13 protein-coding genes and 2 tRNA genes are annotated in these 16,049 nt (G+C 69.2%); 8 read left to right on the top strand and 7 right to left on the bottom strand.

Annotation, left to right across the window (positions count from 1 at the left end; genetic code table 11):
- The first annotated feature begins 22 nt into the window (after positions 1 to 22).
- From UG56_RS11215 to UG56_RS11180, 8 genes are all read left to right on the top strand, one after another.
- Positions 23 to 460, top strand: a complete 438-nt coding sequence (locus UG56_RS11215) for a molybdenum cofactor biosynthesis protein MoaE (RefSeq protein ID WP_045551648.1) — start codon at positions 23 to 25, stop codon at positions 458 to 460.
- Positions 461 to 496: 36 nt separating this feature from the next.
- Positions 497 to 733, top strand: a complete 237-nt coding sequence (locus tag UG56_RS11210) for a hypothetical protein (protein ID WP_045551649.1) — start codon at positions 497 to 499, stop codon at positions 731 to 733.
- 33 nt (positions 734 to 766) lie between these two features.
- The gene (locus UG56_RS11205) at positions 767 to 1,819 is read left to right on the top strand and encodes a YlbL family protein (RefSeq protein WP_045551650.1); all 1,053 of its coding nucleotides are present in this window, start codon (positions 767 to 769) and stop codon (positions 1,817 to 1,819) included.
- Positions 1,816 to 2,424 carry a PPA1309 family protein gene (locus UG56_RS11200; protein WP_218145195.1) on the top strand — a complete coding sequence of 203 codons (609 nt, stop codon included), beginning with the start codon at positions 1,816 to 1,818 and terminating at the stop codon, positions 2,422 to 2,424. Before UG56_RS11205 ends, UG56_RS11200 begins: the two co-directional genes overlap by 4 nt.
- Positions 2,421 to 5,321 carry a UPF0182 family membrane protein gene (locus UG56_RS11195; RefSeq protein WP_052694191.1) on the top strand — a complete coding sequence of 967 codons (2,901 nt, stop codon included), beginning with the start codon at positions 2,421 to 2,423 and terminating at the stop codon, positions 5,319 to 5,321. The genes UG56_RS11200 and UG56_RS11195 overlap by 4 nt, the downstream gene beginning before the upstream one ends.
- 54 nt (positions 5,322 to 5,375) lie before the next feature.
- Positions 5,376 to 5,449 (top strand) — tRNA-Met (locus UG56_RS11190).
- A gap of 144 nt (positions 5,450 to 5,593) precedes the next feature.
- Positions 5,594 to 5,667, top strand: a tRNA-Met gene (locus UG56_RS11185).
- Positions 5,668 to 5,935: 268 nt separating this feature from the next.
- Positions 5,936 to 7,162: a hypothetical protein gene (locus UG56_RS11180; RefSeq protein ID WP_143054998.1), complete on the top strand. Its 1,227-nt coding sequence runs from the start codon at positions 5,936 to 5,938 to the stop codon at positions 7,160 to 7,162.
- 27 nt (positions 7,163 to 7,189) lie between these two features.
- Here the strand turns inward: UG56_RS11180 and UG56_RS11175 are convergent, their stop codons facing one another.
- The 7 genes from UG56_RS11175 to UG56_RS11145 form a co-directional block, all read right to left on the bottom strand.
- A complete protein-coding gene (locus UG56_RS11175) occupies positions 7,190 to 7,993 on the bottom strand; it encodes a hypothetical protein (RefSeq protein ID WP_071327028.1) in 804 nt (267 codons plus the stop codon).
- On the bottom strand, positions 7,990 to 8,520 hold the full coding sequence (locus UG56_RS11170; protein WP_045552180.1) for a SigE family RNA polymerase sigma factor: 531 nt from the start codon (positions 8,518 to 8,520) through the stop codon (positions 7,990 to 7,992). The genes UG56_RS11175 and UG56_RS11170 overlap by 4 nt, the downstream gene beginning before the upstream one ends.
- 71 nt (positions 8,521 to 8,591) lie before the next feature.
- Positions 8,592 to 9,575: an expansin EXLX1 family cellulose-binding protein gene (locus tag UG56_RS11165; RefSeq protein WP_071327031.1), complete on the bottom strand. Its 984-nt coding sequence runs from the start codon at positions 9,573 to 9,575 to the stop codon at positions 8,592 to 8,594.
- Positions 9,576 to 9,664: 89 nt separating this feature from the next.
- Positions 9,665 to 11,974, bottom strand: coding sequence for a carbohydrate-binding protein (locus tag UG56_RS11160; RefSeq protein ID WP_045548899.1), 2,310 nt, complete (start codon positions 11,972 to 11,974; stop codon positions 9,665 to 9,667).
- 126 nt (positions 11,975 to 12,100) lie between these two features.
- A complete protein-coding gene (locus tag UG56_RS11155; RefSeq protein ID WP_052693554.1) occupies positions 12,101 to 12,877 on the bottom strand; it encodes a 5'-nucleotidase, lipoprotein e(P4) family in 777 nt (258 codons plus the stop codon).
- 104 nt (positions 12,878 to 12,981) lie between these two features.
- Positions 12,982 to 13,959, bottom strand: coding sequence for an ABC transporter substrate-binding protein (locus tag UG56_RS11150; protein ID WP_045548906.1), 978 nt, complete (start codon positions 13,957 to 13,959; stop codon positions 12,982 to 12,984).
- Positions 13,960 to 14,001: 42 nt separating this feature from the next.
- Positions 14,002 to 16,047: an ABC transporter permease gene (locus UG56_RS11145; RefSeq protein ID WP_052693552.1), complete on the bottom strand. Its 2,046-nt coding sequence runs from the start codon at positions 16,045 to 16,047 to the stop codon at positions 14,002 to 14,004.
- Between the last annotated feature and the right edge of the window lie 2 nt (positions 16,048 to 16,049).

The raw sequence follows: 16,049 nt of genomic DNA, 5'->3' as shown, positions 1-16,049 counted from the left end.
CAGCAAGCACTAGGCTGTTCCCATGGGTGAACCGAAGAAAGGCGCCGTGAAGCTTCTCGACATCCGGGAGACCGCTCTCGATGTCACCGAGGTGATGAACGCGCTCGACGACGACGCTTCCGGTGGGGTGACTCTCTTCGTCGGTCGCGTACGCGATCACGACGGCGGCAAGGGTGTGACCGGCCTCGACTACCAGGCCCACCCGACCGCCCTCGCGCGCCTGACGGAGGTCGCCGAGAAGGTCGCCGCCGACCACGGCGTCGCGGGTGTCGCCGCCGTCCACCGGGTCGGCCATCTCGACATCGGCGACATCGCCGTCATCGTGGCCACCGCGTCCGGTCACCGCGGTGAGGCCTTCGCCGCCTCCCGCGACCTCATCGACACGCTCAAGGCCGAGGTGCCGATCTGGAAGCACCAGGCCTTCACCGACGGCACCGACGAGTGGGTCGGCGCGCCCTGATGCGTGCCGCCACCCCCACCAAATAGGCTCAGACCCGTGGACATCCTGCTGTGGCTCGTACCCTCCGCGGTCATCACCGTGCTGGCGATGGGATGGGTCGCGTTCCTCGGGCGTGAGGGACGCGAACAGGACCGCGAAGAGGTCGTGCGCCGCCTCGGCGTCGCGCTGAGCAAGGAGAAGACCCGCGAGCGCTCGAGAAGGTACGCAGCACCCCAGCCGCCGCCCGACCGCTCGACCGGTGTCGCGGTCCGCGTCAACCGCGACGCCTCTTAGGGCGCAGTTGGTCCCGAATGAGAAGGTGACGCTATGACACAGCGCACCCTGGCCGGTCTTGTCGCCCTGCCGCTCGTGGTCGCCCTGATCGTGATCGCCTGGGTGGTTCCGCTGCCCTACACGATCTACAGCCCGGGGCCGACGGTGAACGTCCTGGGCAAGTTCGACGGCAAGGACATCGTCCAGGTCAAGGGCCACAAGGTCTACCGCAACGGCAAGCAGGCACAGCTGCGGATGACCACCGTCTCCGAGACCACCCGCGAGGCGAAGCTCGGCCTCTGGACCCTGCTCGGCGCCTGGATGAGCGACACCGAGGCGGTCTACCCGCGCGAGGTCGCCTACCCCGATCAGGGCACGGTCGAGGACGACCGCGAGGCCGGGCAGGTGCAGATGGCCAGCGCCCAGGACGCGGCGATCGCGGCCGCGCTGACCAAGCTCGGCGAGGACGTCGACGAGGTCTCGGTCGCCGAGGTCAGCAAGGACGCCCCGGCCGCCGGCAAGCTGAAGGCCGACGACGTGATCACCAAGGTCGGCGACAAGGCGGTCGACACCCCCGAGGAGGTCGTCGCCGCGGTGCAGAAGGTCAAGCCGGGCGACACGATCCAGCTGACCGTCGAGCGCAAGGGCAAGACGCTCACCGAGTCCATCAAGACCGGTGAGAAGGAGGGCAAGGCCTTCATCGGCGTCTCGCTGGGAACGACCTACGACTTCCCCTACGACGTCAAGATCACCCTCGACCCGGCCATCGGCGGACCGAGCGCCGGCCTGATGATGGCGCTCTCCGTCTACGACACCCTCACCGAGGGCCCGCTGACCGACAACAAGAGGATCGCCGGCACCGGCACCATCGACGGCTCCGGCAACGTCGGCCCGATCGGTGGGATCCAGCAGAAGATCCCCGGTGCGGCCTCGGACGGCGCCAAGCTCTTCCTGGTGCCCGCGGGCAACTGCCAAGACGTCGAGGGAGCCGAGAACGGTGACATGCGCCTGACCCGCGTGGAGACGCTCGATGACGCCATCAAGGCGATCGAGACCTGGACCAAGGACCCGAATGCCAAGCTGCCGACCTGTGGGAGCACGAAGTGAACGACACCCCTGAGCCCACGCCCGGGCCCACGCCTGAGCTCAGCCGCGGTCTCGACCTGGAGACGGACCCCGCGCTGGCCGCGGCCGTGCTCGAGATCGAAGCCCATGTCGCCAGCGAGGGCTGGGACGGGCCGGCGCGGCTCTTCGCGCTCGTCGACACCGCCGCGCTGGTCAAGGCCGAGCCGGCGCTCGCCACGATGATGGGCCTGGACAACCCCGACCAGGACGGGTCGCTGACCCCGATCGAGCAGGACCAGGTGCCGGTGACGACCCAGCTGGAGGAGGTCCTCCAGACGACCGCCTGGCCCGCCGGGGTCACCGGCTGCGCCGCGGTCGTCGAGCGTCTGGTGCTGCCCCCCGACGCCGACGGCAAGATCCCCGAGGACGCCGAGGCGGCCGCGGAGTTCGCCAAGGCGCACCCCGACCGGCAAGAGGTACGCATCGTGGCCGGCGCGACACGTGCTGGTGCGACGTACTGTGCTCTGCGGTTGAAGGCGCACGACGACGACCAGTCGGTCATCGGCGGCGTCGACCTGGTCCCCGAGCTCCTCGAGCTGCTGCGTGGCACTCTCGAGGACAACCCCGACAGCGAGGGCGACGAATGAGTCTCTTCGACGACGACGATCCGGCGCAGGCGCCGGTCCGCAACCAGAGCACCGGCCGCAACCGATGGCTGGCGATCGCGGCCGTCTCGGTCATCGTGCTCTTCTTCGGCATCAGCGCCTTCGCGGCGGTCTACACCGACGCGCTGTGGTACGACGCGATCGACTTCAGCAGCGTCTTCGGCACGGTCTTCTGGACGCGTACGGCACTCTTCGTCATCTTCGGCGTGCTGATGGCGATCATGATCGGGCTGCCCGCGGCGCTCGCCTACCGCACCCGTCCCTACTTCCATCCGGCCGACGACATCGGCGGCCTGGACCGCTACCGCGACGCGATCGCTCCGCTCCGCACCTGGCTGCTGATCGGCATCTCCGGTGTCTCCGGGATCTTCGCCGGCTTCTCCGGCGCGGGTCACTGGCGTACGTATCTGATGTGGCGCCACGGGCGCGACTTCGACAAGACCGACGCGTTCTTCAAGAAGGACATCGGCTTCTACATCTTCGACCTGCCGTGGTGGCACTACCTGGTCAACTTCGCGCTGACCGGGCTGATCCTCGGCACCTTCGGCGCGATGATCGTGCACTACGTCTACGGCGGGATCCGCCTCACCGCCCAGCGCGACCGGTTCACCCGGTCGGCGCAGGTCCAGCTCAGTGCCATGTTCGGGCTCATCCTGCTCGTCAAGGGGCTCGACTACTGGGTCGACCGCTACGACCTGGTCAACGGCTCCGGTCCGCGCCTGGACGGGATGACCTACACCGACCAGCACGCGGTCCTCCCGGCCAACCAGATCCTGCTCGCGATCGCGGTGATCTGCGGCGCGCTGTTCATCTTCAACATGTGGCGGCGCAGCTGGCAGCTGCCGTCGATCGCGATCTCGCTGTTCGCGATCTCGGTGCTGCTGATCGGGATGATCTGGCCCGCGATCGTGCAGGGCTTCCAGGTCCGGCCGAGCGAGCAGGACAAGGAGAAGCCCTACCTGGCGGCCAACATCAAGGCCACCCAGGATGCGTACGGCATCTCCAAGGACAACCTCGAGGTCACCGAATACACCTCCCAGGCCGAGGCCGACGGGGCCTCGCCCGAGCAGCTCAACGAGACCGCATCCTCGCTGCCGATCGTCGATCCCGCGGTGGTGCACCGCGAGTTCGAGCAGGTCCAGCAGGGCCGCTCCTACTATTCGGTGCACGAGCCGCTCGACATCTCCACCTACGACGTCGGCGGCAAGGAGCGCGCGGTCGTGCTCGGCGTACGCGAGCTCAACCAGGCCGGCATCTCCGACTCCGACCGCACCTGGACCAACCTGCACACGGTCTACACCCACTCCAACGGCGTGATCGCCTCCTACGCCAACATGCGCGGCGCCGACGACAAGTCCGAGTCGAGCCAGATGCAGTGGGCCGAGGGTGACCGCACCGGCCAGCACGACCTGACCTCGGGCCAGGGCAAGTTCCAGGACAAGGTCTACTTCGGGGAGGACTCGCCGGAGTACTCGATCGTCGGCAAGGGAGACGACAGCGCCGCGGTCGAGCTCGACTACAACTCCGAGGACGGCGAGACCCGGACGACGTACGAAGGTTCCGGCGGTGTCCCGATCGGGACCAACTTCCGCCAGCTGATGTACGCCATCCAGTTCGGCTCCACGAACTTCCTGCTCTCCTCGCGCGTCAACGAAAACTCCGAGATCCTCTACGACCGCTCCCCGAAGGAGCGGGTGCAGAAGGTCGCACCGTGGCTGACGCTCGACGACGACGTCTACCCGGTGATCGTCGGCGGGCGGATCCAGTGGGTGGTCGACGGCTACACCACCACCGACCGCTACCCGCAGGCCGCGCGCGACTCGTTCGCGTCGATGACCGACGACGCCACCCAGACCTCGGCCGGGGTGCAGACGCTGCCGACCGACGAGATCAACTACATGCGCAACGCGGTGAAGGCGACCGTGGACGCCTACGACGGCACCGTCACCCTCTACGAGTGGGACGAGGCGGACCCGATCCTGCAGACGTGGGAGGCGGCCTTCCCCGGCACGGTGATGCCGAAGTCGTCGATCCCGAAGGAGCTGATGGAGCACCTTCGCTATCCCGAGGACCTCTACAAGGTGCAGCGCTACCAGCTGGCGCGCTACCACGTCTCCGACCCGGACGTCTTCTTCTCCGGCAACGAGCGCTGGGCCGTCCCCGAGGATCCGAACGACGACAACCACCAGCAGACGCCCTACCGGATGTTCCTCGACGACGGCTCGGGCACCGCGCGCTGGTCGCTGACCTCTGCCTTCGTGCCCTACAACCGCCCCAACCTGGCGGCGATGATGTCGGTCGACTCGGACGCCACGTCCGAGAACTACGGGAAGATCCGGATATCCACCGGCTTCCCCGACGACACCCAGGGTCCGGGCATGGTCTCCAACGAGTTCCGTACGGACAAGGCGATCGCCGACGAGGTCGCCTCGTTCAACCGCTCCGGATCGGCGCCCGTGTGGGGCCAGGTGGTGACGTACCCGACGGCGAAGAACGGCATCCTGTACGTCGAGCCGATCTACGCCCGCCGGGCCACCGCTTCGACCTCGGGCTATGCCCAGCTCGCCTTCGTGCTGGTCTCCTACGACGGACGTGTCGGCTACGGCTCCACGCTGAGCGAGGCCCTCGAGGTCGCGCTCACCGGCGCCTCCCCGACGCCTCCGACGGCCTCCGACCCCGACGAGAACCCGCCCGAGACCACCCCGCCCTCCTCCGGTGACTCACCGCGCGAGGTCGGCCAGCTCCTCGAGGATGCCCGTTCGCTCTTCGCCCAGGCCGACGAGGCCGGCAAGGCCGGTGACTACGCCGAGCGGGAGCGGCTCATCGCCGAGGCCCAGGACAAGGTCGACCAGGCCGCCGAGCTCATCTCCGGCGGGTGAGGACGTCTCCGATTAGGGGTCCGTTTCCCCGCGCGTGTAATGTTGTTCTTGCGACGCGGGGTGGAGCAGCTCGGTAGCTCGCTGGGCTCATAACCCAGAGGTCACAGGTTCAAATCCTGTCCCCGCTACTCCGAAACGAAGGCCCGGACCGAAAGGTCCGGGCCTTCGTGATTTGGTTCGAGGCGCGGTTCTGCTCATCCGTGGCACCGGGGCCGGCTTGTCGCACGCCGAGTTTGGGTTCGGCCCGGTTCGCGGTAGAGTTCTTCTTGCGACGCGGGGTGGAGCAGCTCGGTAGCTCGCTGGGCTCATAACCCAGAGGTCACAGGTTCAAATCCTGTCCCCGCTACTCCGAAACGAAGGCCCGGACCGAAAGGTCCGGGCCTTCGTGATTTGTGCCTCGAAGGGCGGGCAATCTGTCTAGTTGGTGGACTTAAGTAGTTGACTTACTTGGATGCCGGTTAGATAGATCCATGCACCCCATCGAGAGTGGGCCGCCCTCCATGAGGAGACGATCCTTCCTGGCCTCCCTTGGAGTTGCCGCGGCGGCCACCGTCGGGGGGACACGCGCAGCGGTCGCGTCGCCGACTCCCGTGCGGAGCCCGAACGCGGACCACTTGTCCGACCAGTTACTGCTGGAGCATCGCGCGCGCGACCTGGGGCGGCATCCAGCGGTGCTGGCCGAGGTCGCCCGTCTCGAGGCGGAGCTGGCAGGGACCCGCGCCGGCAGGAACCCCGACGACAGCAGCGATCTGACGGACTATCTGGCTGGGCTGACGCACTGCTGTGCCCTCTATGCCGCGAACGACAGCCCCGATCGCCCCCGGGTCCTGTGGAATCTGTATCCCGGCGCTGAAGCCGGCTTGCCCAACCCGGACACCGTGTACAAGTACGTCACCGTGTCGCCCGATCATCGCTACGAGATCACCGGTCGCCGAGGAACCAGCGCGGACCTCACGTTCCAGGTCGATGATGCGGGCCCCGAGCGTGCGGGCAGGCTCAACAGAAACCTGGGACTGTTGGCGGAGCCCGACCTCCACGTTCTTCCGGACGGCACCTTCACGATCACGGCCGGACCCGACGAGGCGCAAGGACGTCCCAACCATCTGCACCTGCCGCCCGGCGCTCGCCGGATCATGATCCGCGACACCATGTCGGACTGGTCGCAGACCCCCACCTCCCTGGCGGTCCGCCGCGTCGGGGGTGCACCCGTCGTACCCGAACCTGGTCTCGACGAACTTGCTGATCGTGCCGCTGCCTTCCTCGCTTCCGCGGCTCCGCTCTGGGTGAGGATCCCCGAGCAGTACAACTACGTCCATCCCCCCAACACGCTTCCCCCTGCGCGCCCTACGGGTGCCGGCGGCCTGCAGAGCCAGTACGTCACCACCGGAACGTTCAGCCTCACCGATGATGAGGCGCTGGTCGTCACCGCAGGACAGGGAACCGCGAGCTACCTCGGGTTCCAGGTGGGCAGCAACTGGTACGTCGACTACGACTACCGCAGCCACACGAGCAGCCTGACGAGCGCGCAAGCAGCCCCCAACCCCGATGGCAGCTATAGCTGGGTCATCGCTCTTCGGGACCCTGGTCATGCGAACTGGATCGACCCGGTAGGCCACCACGAAGGGCTCACCCTCATGCGCTGGCAGGGGCTGACCGCGCCCCTGGCTCCCGACAACTCGCCGCGCGTCACGCGAGTCGCTCTCGCAGATCTCACCGCCGCCCTACCGGCGGGCTCGCCCTTCGTCTCCACCGTCGACCGCAAGCGGAAGGCGGCCGTACGCCGATGGCAGTTCGACCGCCGCGTAGCCACACTGAGATTCCCGCACACCAACAGCGGCTGACAACCGGTTCGTTCCTCGGCGAACGTCTCAACGGGTCGAGGAGAACCCTCCCCAGACCGCGAAGGAACCACCCGAGCTGTGGGCGTCGATGCGGTAGCTGTCGTGCTCGAGGTCACGGACGCCGGTCGCGTGGTTGTACTGACTGGCGAACTCGTGCCGTCCGGCCGGCACGGTGCGGCCCGGCTCGAGGACCCAGCGGTAGAGCAAGACACCGCCGGGCTCCTCGACGGTGACGGTGAAGTCGTCGCCGGGCAGCGTCTGCCAGCTGCCGGTGTTCCGCACGCCGCCGGTCTGGGCGATGCGCAGCTCCACGGTGACCGAGGTGAGCGGCTCGGTGGTCTCCAGGGTCAGGTTGTTCTGAGTCCAGTAGATCGTGCTGTGGGGGTCCAGCGAGCCCTCGGACCGCAACGGTCCGTCCTCGGCCCGGCTGTCGTTCGACGGTGTCGGGTGCGCGCTGCCCCAGGTGGGGGCAGGGGACGGGGCCGGAGCGGGACCGTGCGTGGTGGTGGTGCGCGACGACGGCGTCGGGCTCGGCGTCACGGTCGGGGGCGTCGCCGTCGGGGATGGGACCGTGGGGGCGGGCGGCGCGGTGGCCGGCAGCAACGGCGCTCCGCCGATGGCGGCAGCGACGGCGAGACCACCGGTCGCCAGGGTGGCGGTGGCGACGAGGCCGACGATCGCCGCCCGGGGCCAGGACCTGGCGATCGACGCTGTGCGGCGACGGACACCGGGGTCGGCCGTGCCGCGCTCCACGCGCGCCAGGATCCTGGCGCGGTCGGGCTCGTGAGCCGCGGCGGCCTCTCGCAGCCGTCGGCTGATCTCGTCGTTCACCGGTTCCTCCCGCCTGTCGCCAGTTCGCCGACCGTATCCGCGCCGAGCAACCGTTCCAGCTCTGCCATCCCCTTCGAGGTCTGACTCTTCACCGTGCCGACCGAGATGCCCAGCGCAGCGGCGGTGTCCTTCTCCGACAGGTCGAGGGCGTGGCGCATGACCACGCACGCCCGCTTGCGGAACGGCAGCCGGGTGAGCGCGGCTCGGACGTCCTGCACGACCGCGACGTCCGGCCCGTTCACGTGTTCCGCACCGAGAGACCAGAACAGCGCCACCCGCCGTCGCTCACGTACGCTGCTCCGGATCCTTTCCCGCGCCAGATTGGCCACCACACCACGGGCGTAGGCGACCGGGTGCTGCGCCGCCCGCAGCCGGTCCCAGCGCTGCCACAGGGCGACGAGCGCGTCGGCGGCGAGATCGTCCGCCGCGTCCTTCTCGCCGGTCAGGAGGTGGGCGAGACGCGCCAGTTCGGCGTAGTGGCGTTCGAAGAAGTCGTGGAACTCTGCGGACGCGTCGTCGGCGAGCATCTCCGGCGGTTGCCCTCTCCCTGCGATGTGCGCGTTAACAAGCGGCGTGAGCGTAGCAGCGCCATCCACTGTCAGTGCCTGGCGAACTGGACCCCGGTCGGCTGCGCGACGTCCGGTTCGAGGGCGATCCCGCCGATGGTCAGCCGCTCACCGTAGATGTCGGTGATCCTGATCGATCGGCCGCAGCCGTTGCCGTCCTCGGCGAGGAAGTAGTTGTAGTCGGTGCGGTGCAGCTTGCGCCAGCCGTTGCTGGTCCGCACCTCGAGCGCGGCCACCGGGTTGCGGTGGCCGATCACCTGGATACCGCACCACCACTGACTGGACCCGGCCTTGTACCGGATCGAGACGGTGCCGATCTCGGCGGGGCTCAGCAGCTTCCAGGTGATCGGGAGCCGGCCGACGGAGAGATCGGCGAGCTTGGCGAACGCCTGTTGGCTGAGGTCGAGCTGCCCGGGCTCGCAGGGCAGCGGGCACTCGTTGACGATCCGCACCGTGATGGAAGCCCCGTTGGCGGCGCGTACCCGGACGTACGCACCGCATGCCCTGGCCGACTCGTAGTCGGTGTGGTTCATCGCCGCGATCATGAGGTCGTCGGACGGGCCATAGAGGCAGGCGCCGTTCCCGTCACCCGCCTCGTAGGCGGTTGCGACGCCCCGGTAGCGGATACCGGGCTTGATCCGTTCGGCCAACGATCCGGTGGACCCCGCGGAGTCCGTGCGCGGGGCGCTCGAAGGCGTGCGCGGCGTGCCGGCGGGCGACGGCTTTCGGGTACGGCGGGGCGACGGCGACGGGCTCGTGACCGGCGGCTGAGTCGATGCGGTCGACGTGATCGCGGCGTCGGGCGCCGCGGCCGGCGAGCCGGGATCGGCCGGGCCGCTGGACGGTGCAGCCGTGACGGACTCGTCGGTGGCACGCCAGGCGTCCGTGCTGCCCCCGACGAGGAGCACGGCGGCCAGGCAGACCACCACACTGACGGCCAGCAGCGTCAGCGGATGGCCGATGGCCAGCCGGTGACTGCGCGGCGGCTGCGCCGCGCCGTGATTCGTTGTCCTCATGCCCATCCGTTCGGTAGATCAAGTCGACGTTCCACAGCGCAGTTGCCACCGGAGCCGAAAAGGTTGCCGCCCATCACCCCGCCCCGGGGTCAGGACGGGTCGCCGTACTGCAGACCGCGTCCGTTGGTGCCGATGTAGACGCGGCCGTAGGTGTCGGGATCGCCGGTGATGACGCCGACGCTGCCGATGGCGCCCCACTGGTGGGCGTCGTCGTTGACGCGGAGCCAGGTGGCGCCCTTGTCGGTGGAGCGGAAGACTCCGGTCACGTCCTTGACGGTGCCGATCAGGTACAGGGCCTGGTACGAAGCGCCCGGCTTCGCCTTGCCGAAGCCGAGGGCGGAGGCTGACTGCACGGACCGGAGCGTGGCGAAGGTGCGGCCGCCGTCGGTGGAGTGCAGCAGTCCCTTGCCGCTGCCGGCGATCCACAGGTCACCGGCGATGCCGGGCACGGCCGTGAGCCGGCCGGAGGGCAGGTTGGTGGCGCGGGCGGTGAAGGTCGCGCCGCCGTCGGTGCTGGCGTAGAGCGTGCCGCCGAACAGTGAGTAGAAGGTCGTGGCCGAGGAGCGGTCGGCGACGACCACGGCGTCGGAGCCCAGGCCGGTGACCCTCGACCAGCTCGACCCCTTGTCGGTCGAGCGGTACGGCGCCTGGCCGGCCTGCGTCCAGACGATCGTGGAGCCGTCCGCCGCGAGCGCGACATGGCCGTCGTTCGCGTCGGCCACCGGCTCCGCCTCGAAGCCGTTCCAGGTGCTGCCGCCGTCGGTGGAGTAGGCGCCGTCCTGATCGCCGCCATGGCCGACCCGCACCATCGCCGAGGGCTTGGACTGGGCGAAGTCGATGTCGGTGCTGTTGGTCATCAGCGGGTTCGCCAGCCGCCCCGAGGGCACCTTGGTCAGGGAGCCGTGGCGGAAGCCGCCCTGGTCGCCCATGGAGGTGATGACGGTGGCGCCGCCGGGCGGGGCGATCGCGTCCAGCAGCGAGGTCTCCTCCAGACCTCGGGCGCCTGAGCTCCAGTGGCTGGTGCCGCCGCTGTCGGAGGCGTTCGCGTCCTTGCTGCGCCAGATGCCGTTGCCGGTGCCGTACAGCACGTGGCCGGAGCTGAAGGGGTCGATGGCCAGGGCGGTCATCCAGTGCCCGGTGTGGGTGCCGACGTACGGAGCGCCGGAGGCGCTGCGCTTCGACCTGCCGGCCAGTGCCTTCCAGTGCGCGCCGCCGTCGGTGCTGCGGTAGATCTCGTCCTCGGGCCACCAGCGGTCGAGGGTGGTGACCATCACCGTGGCGGGCGTGCGCGGGTCGACGGCCAGACCGGAGAACCCGTAGCTGCCCTGCGACGGGGAGATGTTCTTCCACGCCCCGCCCTTCGGCGTGTACTTCCACACCGAGCCCGCCGTCGCGTCCATCGGGCCCGTGCTGTTGCTGTAGGTCAGGTACAGCGAGCCGTCACCGGAGACCACACCGTGGTGCGGCATCTGGCCGGTGGGCTGCCCGGCCACGGCCTGCCAGGTGCGGCCGTCGTCGGTGGAGCGGTACAGGGAGGTCGACGAGTCGGCGACACCGACGTAGATCGTCCTGCTGCCGGCCCTGCCGTACGTCACGAAGGAGATACCCGCGCCGCTGCTCGCGCCGTTCTTGACGGGGAACGAGGAGACCTGTCGCCAGGTCGCGCCGAAGTCGGTGCTGCGCCACAGGCCGTTCTTGCGGCTGCCCAGCAGCAGGGTGCCGTGGTCGGCCGGGTCGATCACGAGCCGTTCGCCCGTCCCGCGGCCGTGCTCGTTCGCGCCCACCTTGAACGGCAGACCGGTGCGCTTGAAGGTGCGGCCACGGTCCGTGGAGCGCAGGATCGCGCCGTTGCCCGCCCAGTCGTTGGTGTAGGTGCCCGCCATGAGGTAGAGCCGTCTGGGGGCGACGGGGTCGGTGGCCACCGCGTCGATGCCCAGCAGGTTCCAGTCCTTCTCGCCGAGCCAGTCGGTCAGCGGGATCCACCGCTCGGTCGCGGCGTTCCAGCGGTAGGCGCCGCCCATGTCGGTGCGCGCGTACAGCAGGCCCTTCTCCTTCTGGTTGAACACCAGACCGGTGACGTAGCCGCCGCCCACCACCTGGGCGTTCCTCCACGTGTACGACCCGGCCCCAGCGGTCTGGGGCTGGGCCGACGCCACCGGCTCCTGCTGCTGGACGCCGGTGCCGACGGCGGTGGCGGAGCCGTTGTCCTCGAGCACCGCGCCACTGCGTACGGAGGTCTGCTGCTGGTCGGCGCTGCCGTCGACCGTCGTGGACGGCGAGTCCTCCTGCGCGAGCACGAGGCCGGGGGCGACGACGGCGGGCACGGCGACCAACAGGCCGGCGGCGATCCAGCGGCGGCGGTGACGCCCGCGGCGCACGCGGGGCGTGGGGTTGTTCATGGGGGATGTGCTCCTTGCAGGTCATTCACCGGAGGAAGGCGGATCAGGCGACGAACGTCGCTTGATCCGCCCCCTAGTGGTCACCGGCACTGCAAAGGGTTGCCGCGGCTCGAGATCCTTTTCAGATCAGGGGAGCGGCTCGTCCCAGGCCTTCAGCGGGGACTTGCGCCAGCTGCCGTACGTCGCGTTGGGGAACATGACCCAGTCGCGGCCGAAGTGGGCGGCGTACCGGGCGACGAGCTCGGCCTGGCGGTCGGGGGTGGCGCCGTCGAAGTCGGCGTGGAAGTCGGGGAGGCTGTCGCCGAGGAGGAGCACGACCTCGTGGTCGGCGGCTGCGACCTGGCGACGCTGCTCCTTGGTCGGGCCGTAGAGGAGCACCTGCTCCGAGGTGACCTGAGGCAGGCCGAGGTCGCGCAGCGTCGCCATCGTCGAGGACTTGTTCTCCTCGAACCGGTCGGAGATGTAGTAGATCGTCACGCGGTGCCGGTCGGCGTAGCGGAAGAAGTCGGCCGCGCCCGGCGTCAGCGTCGGATGACCGTTGACCTCCCAGTCCGACCAGGTGTCCCAGGTCGTGTAGGTGTGGCACGCCTCGAGGTCGCGGGCGAGCAGCGGGCTGTTGTCGAGGACCGTCTCGTCGAGGTCGGTGACGACGGCGAGGTCGTGCTGGGCGGGGTGGTCGGCGATCGCCTTGCGCAGGCGGGCCTGCGCGATGCTCCACGACTGGAGCTGGGCCGCGGCGGCGTGGGCCGACTGCTGGTAGCGGATGCCCATGGCGTACTCGCGCACGGGGCAGGTGTCGTCGGTCGCGCTCGTCGCGGCCGACGACCCGGTCGGCGAGAGCAGCGTCAGCGAGACGACGGCCGCGCCGGCGAGCAGGGCGGTGGTCAGGGATGCGATTCTCAAGGTTTCCTCCTGGTGGGTGCTCCGAGATGCGTTCGGGTACGCGACGGCCCGGCCACCGGTCGGTGGCCGGGCCGTCGTCGGGTGTTCCTTCGTGCGGGCGGCGGTCAGTCCTTCAGCCAGGCGTCGACCTTGTCCTGGTTGTCGTCGACCCACTTCTTGGCGGCCTCGTCGGGGTCCATCTGGTCCTCGGCGATGTACTTCGCGACGAGGTTCTGGTCCTCGTTGGTCCAGGTGAAGTTCTTGACCAGGTCGACCGCCGGGCTCTTGGAGTCGGCGAACTCCTTCGAGACGACCTTGTTCAGGTCGTAGACCGGGTAGTCGCAGGCGACCTTGGCGGCGTCGGCGTCGCAGCCGTCTTTGTACTCGGGCAGGTCGACCTTGACCAGCGGCACCTCGCTGAGGAACCACTGCGGCTCGTAGAAGTAGCCGAGCATCGGCTTCTTGTTCTTCTCCGCATCGCGGAACGCCTCGATGAGGGCGGTCTCGCTGCCGGCGTAGACGACCTTGTAGTCGAGCTTCAGGTTGCTCACCAGCGCCTCGTCGTTGGTGACGAAGCCCGGGTCGCCGTCGTAGAGCGTCCCCTTGTCACCGGACTCGGTGGTCTTGAACAGGGAGGCGTACTTGTTGAGGTTCTTCCAGTCGGTGATGTCGGGGTACTTCTCCGCCATCCACGGCGGTACGTACCAGCCGATGACACCCTCGTTGCCGGTCGACCCGAAGTCGACGGCCGAGCCGTCACCACCCTGGTCGGCCATGTACTTCTTCTGCAGCTCCGGGTGACCCCAGTTCTCCACGACGACGTCGACCTCGCCGCTGCCGAAGCCCTTCCAGGAGACCTGCTCGTCGAGATCCTTGTAGTTGACCTTGCAGCCCAGCCGGTTCTCGGCCACGTACCCGAGCACGTGGGCGTCGGCCTCGTAGCCGACCCAGGGGTTGATCGCGACGTTGAGGTCGTCGTCGCACTTGGTGTCGCTCTCGGAGGTGGCGTTCTGGATCGACCCGCCGCCACACCCGGTCAGGGTGACGGCCAGGCCGAGTCCGGCCAGGGCAGCCGCGACGGTGCGCGGGCGCTTGAGTTCCATGCTGTTGCCTCTCGGGATGGGGATGTGGAACATCGCCGGGTCTCAGGCCCGCGAATCTGGGGATGTGGCGGAGGCGCGCTGGGCGCCGTACGTCGTGATGCGGTCGAGCATGATGCCGATGAGCACGATGGTGATGCCCGCGGCGAGGCCGCGGCCGACGGCGCTGGACTGGCGGAAGCCGGTCACCACGTCGAAGCCGAGCGCGCCGGCGCCCGCCATGCCGCCGATGACGACCATCGACAGCACGTAGAGCAGGCCCTGGTTGGTGGCCAGCAGCACGGAGCTGCGGGCCATCGGCAGCTGGACCTTGGTGATCATCTGCCAGGTCGAGGAGCCCGCCATCTCGGCAGCCTCGATCGTGTTGGGGGAGACGGCGCGGATGCCGTCGGCGACCAGCTTGATCGCGACCGGCGCGGCGTAGACGACACCGGCGAGCATCGCGGTGAAGCGGTTGGGGCCGAACAGGATCAGGATCGGGACGAGGTAGACGAACGGCGGCAGCGTCTGGCCCATGTCGAGGATCGGCCGCAGGCCCACGTCGACCCGGTTGCTGCGGCCCATGAGCACGCCGAGCACCACCGCGAGCACCACCACGGCGACGGTCGCCACGATGCAGGCGGTCAGCGTCTCCATGGCGTGGTTCCACAGGCCGAGGCCGAGGATCATGCCGAGGCAGAGGACCGTGGCGACAGCGGCGCGCCGGCCACCGACCACCGCGGCGATCGCCAGGATGGCCGCTGCCGTCACGAACCAGGGGGAGTCCGCGAAGAGGCTCTGGATCGGGTTGAGCCCGTAGTCGGTGAACCCGCGCTGGATGCCGTCGGTCAGGTGCGACAGGTCGGTACGCAGCCACTCGCCGAACCGGTCGACCGCGTTGCGCAGCGGCGTCCCGAGGTCGGGCTGGGCGGGGAACTCGTTGGCCCAGATGTAGTTGTGGGACAGGTAGAGCGCGACCAGTGTGCCGACCGTCGCGACCGCCAGGCCGACGCGGCGGAACGGGCCACCCCGCTCGCCGGCACGGGCCGCGAGCTCGGCACGGAAGCCGGCCGCGGTCATCGACCGATCGAGCATGACCGCCATGATCACGATCGCGATGCCGGCCACGAACGAGGTGCCGAGCTGACCGCGCTTGAGGCCGTCGAGGACCGGCTGGCCCAGGCCCGGGCTGTCGATGTACGCCGCGATGGTCGCCATCGACAGCGCCGCCATCATGGTCTGGTTGATGCCGGCGATGATCGTGCGCTTGGCCATCGGCAGCTCGACGTTCCAGAGCCGCTGGAGGCCGGTCTGCCCGAGCGAGTCGGTCGCCTCGATCACCGGACCGGAGACCGACCGGATGCCGTGCGCGGTGATCCGGATGACCGGCGGCGCGGCGTAGATCAGCGTCATCATCACCGCGGCCGCGGGGCCGATCCCGAACAGGATGCTCATCGGCAGCAGGTAGACGAACGGCGGCATCGTCTGCATCACGTCGAGGATCGGCGTGACGAAGGCGGACACGCGCCGGCTGTGCGCCATCAGGACACCGATCGCGATGCCGACGAGGCACGAGACCACGACCGCGAAGAACGTCACGATCAGCAGGTCGACGGCGTCGTTCCAGTAGCCGAGCACGCCGAAGGCGAGGAAGCAGGGCACCACCAGCGCGAGCGTGCGCCAGCCCGCCGCGGCGTACGCCACCAGGGCGGCCACCGCGATGGTGCCGAGCCAGCCGATCTGCGGCAGCGGGCGGGGGAAGTGGGCGACGGTGAAGAGGCTTTGGAGCCACCCGAACACGCTGTCGACGAGATCGGCGATCGCACCCGCGAGGTTGATGAACGGGTTGCTGCCGTTCGACGCGGCCTGCTCGACCCACGCGCTGCGGTCACCGAGCCAGTCGAAGACCGGTGTGCGGGCGGAGCCCCCGATCACCAGCGTGTACTGGTCCTTGAAGATCGCCCAGGCCACCACCCACACCACGAGCACGCCGAGCAGCGAGGCCGCGCGCCAGTGGCGGCGCAGGGTCGCGAGCGCCGGTGACCCGGACAGCTCCGGGTCCCGGTGGGTCCCGCCGCCGGCGGCGGGACGTTCGAGCGTCGATGTGGACATGC

The sequence above is a fragment of the Nocardioides luteus genome (genome assembly GCF_000960475.2).
GTDB lineage: Bacteria > Actinomycetota > Actinomycetes > Propionibacteriales > Nocardioidaceae > Nocardioides > Nocardioides luteus_A.
The sequence above is the reverse complement of the archived record's forward strand: the minus strand, read 5'-3'. Positions and strand labels throughout refer to the sequence as shown.

Bases quoted from the DNA above. Each gene is read 5' to 3' on its own strand.
- UG56_RS11215 (WP_045551648.1), top strand. From the start codon at position 23: ATGGGTGAACCGAAGAAAGGCGCCGTGAAGCTTCTCGACATCCGGGAG.
- UG56_RS11205 (WP_045551650.1), top strand. From the start codon at position 767: ATGACACAGCGCACCCTGGCCGGTCTTGTCGCCCTGCCGCTCGTGGTC.
- UG56_RS11195 (WP_052694191.1), top strand. From the start codon at position 2,421: ATGAGTCTCTTCGACGACGACGATCCGGCGCAGGCGCCGGTCCGCAAC.
- UG56_RS11170 (WP_045552180.1), bottom strand. From the start codon at position 8,520: ATGCTCGCCGACGACGCGTCCGCAGAGTTCCACGACTTCTTCGAACGC.
- UG56_RS11165 (WP_071327031.1), bottom strand. From the start codon at position 9,575: ATGAGGACAACGAATCACGGCGCGGCGCAGCCGCCGCGCAGTCACCGG.
- UG56_RS11160 (WP_045548899.1), bottom strand. From the start codon at position 11,974: ATGAACAACCCCACGCCCCGCGTGCGCCGCGGGCGTCACCGCCGCCGC.
- UG56_RS11150 (WP_045548906.1), bottom strand. From the start codon at position 13,959: ATGGAACTCAAGCGCCCGCGCACCGTCGCGGCTGCCCTGGCCGGACTC.
- UG56_RS11145 (WP_052693552.1), bottom strand. From the start codon at position 16,047: ATGTCCACATCGACGCTCGAACGTCCCGCCGCCGGCGGCGGGACCCAC.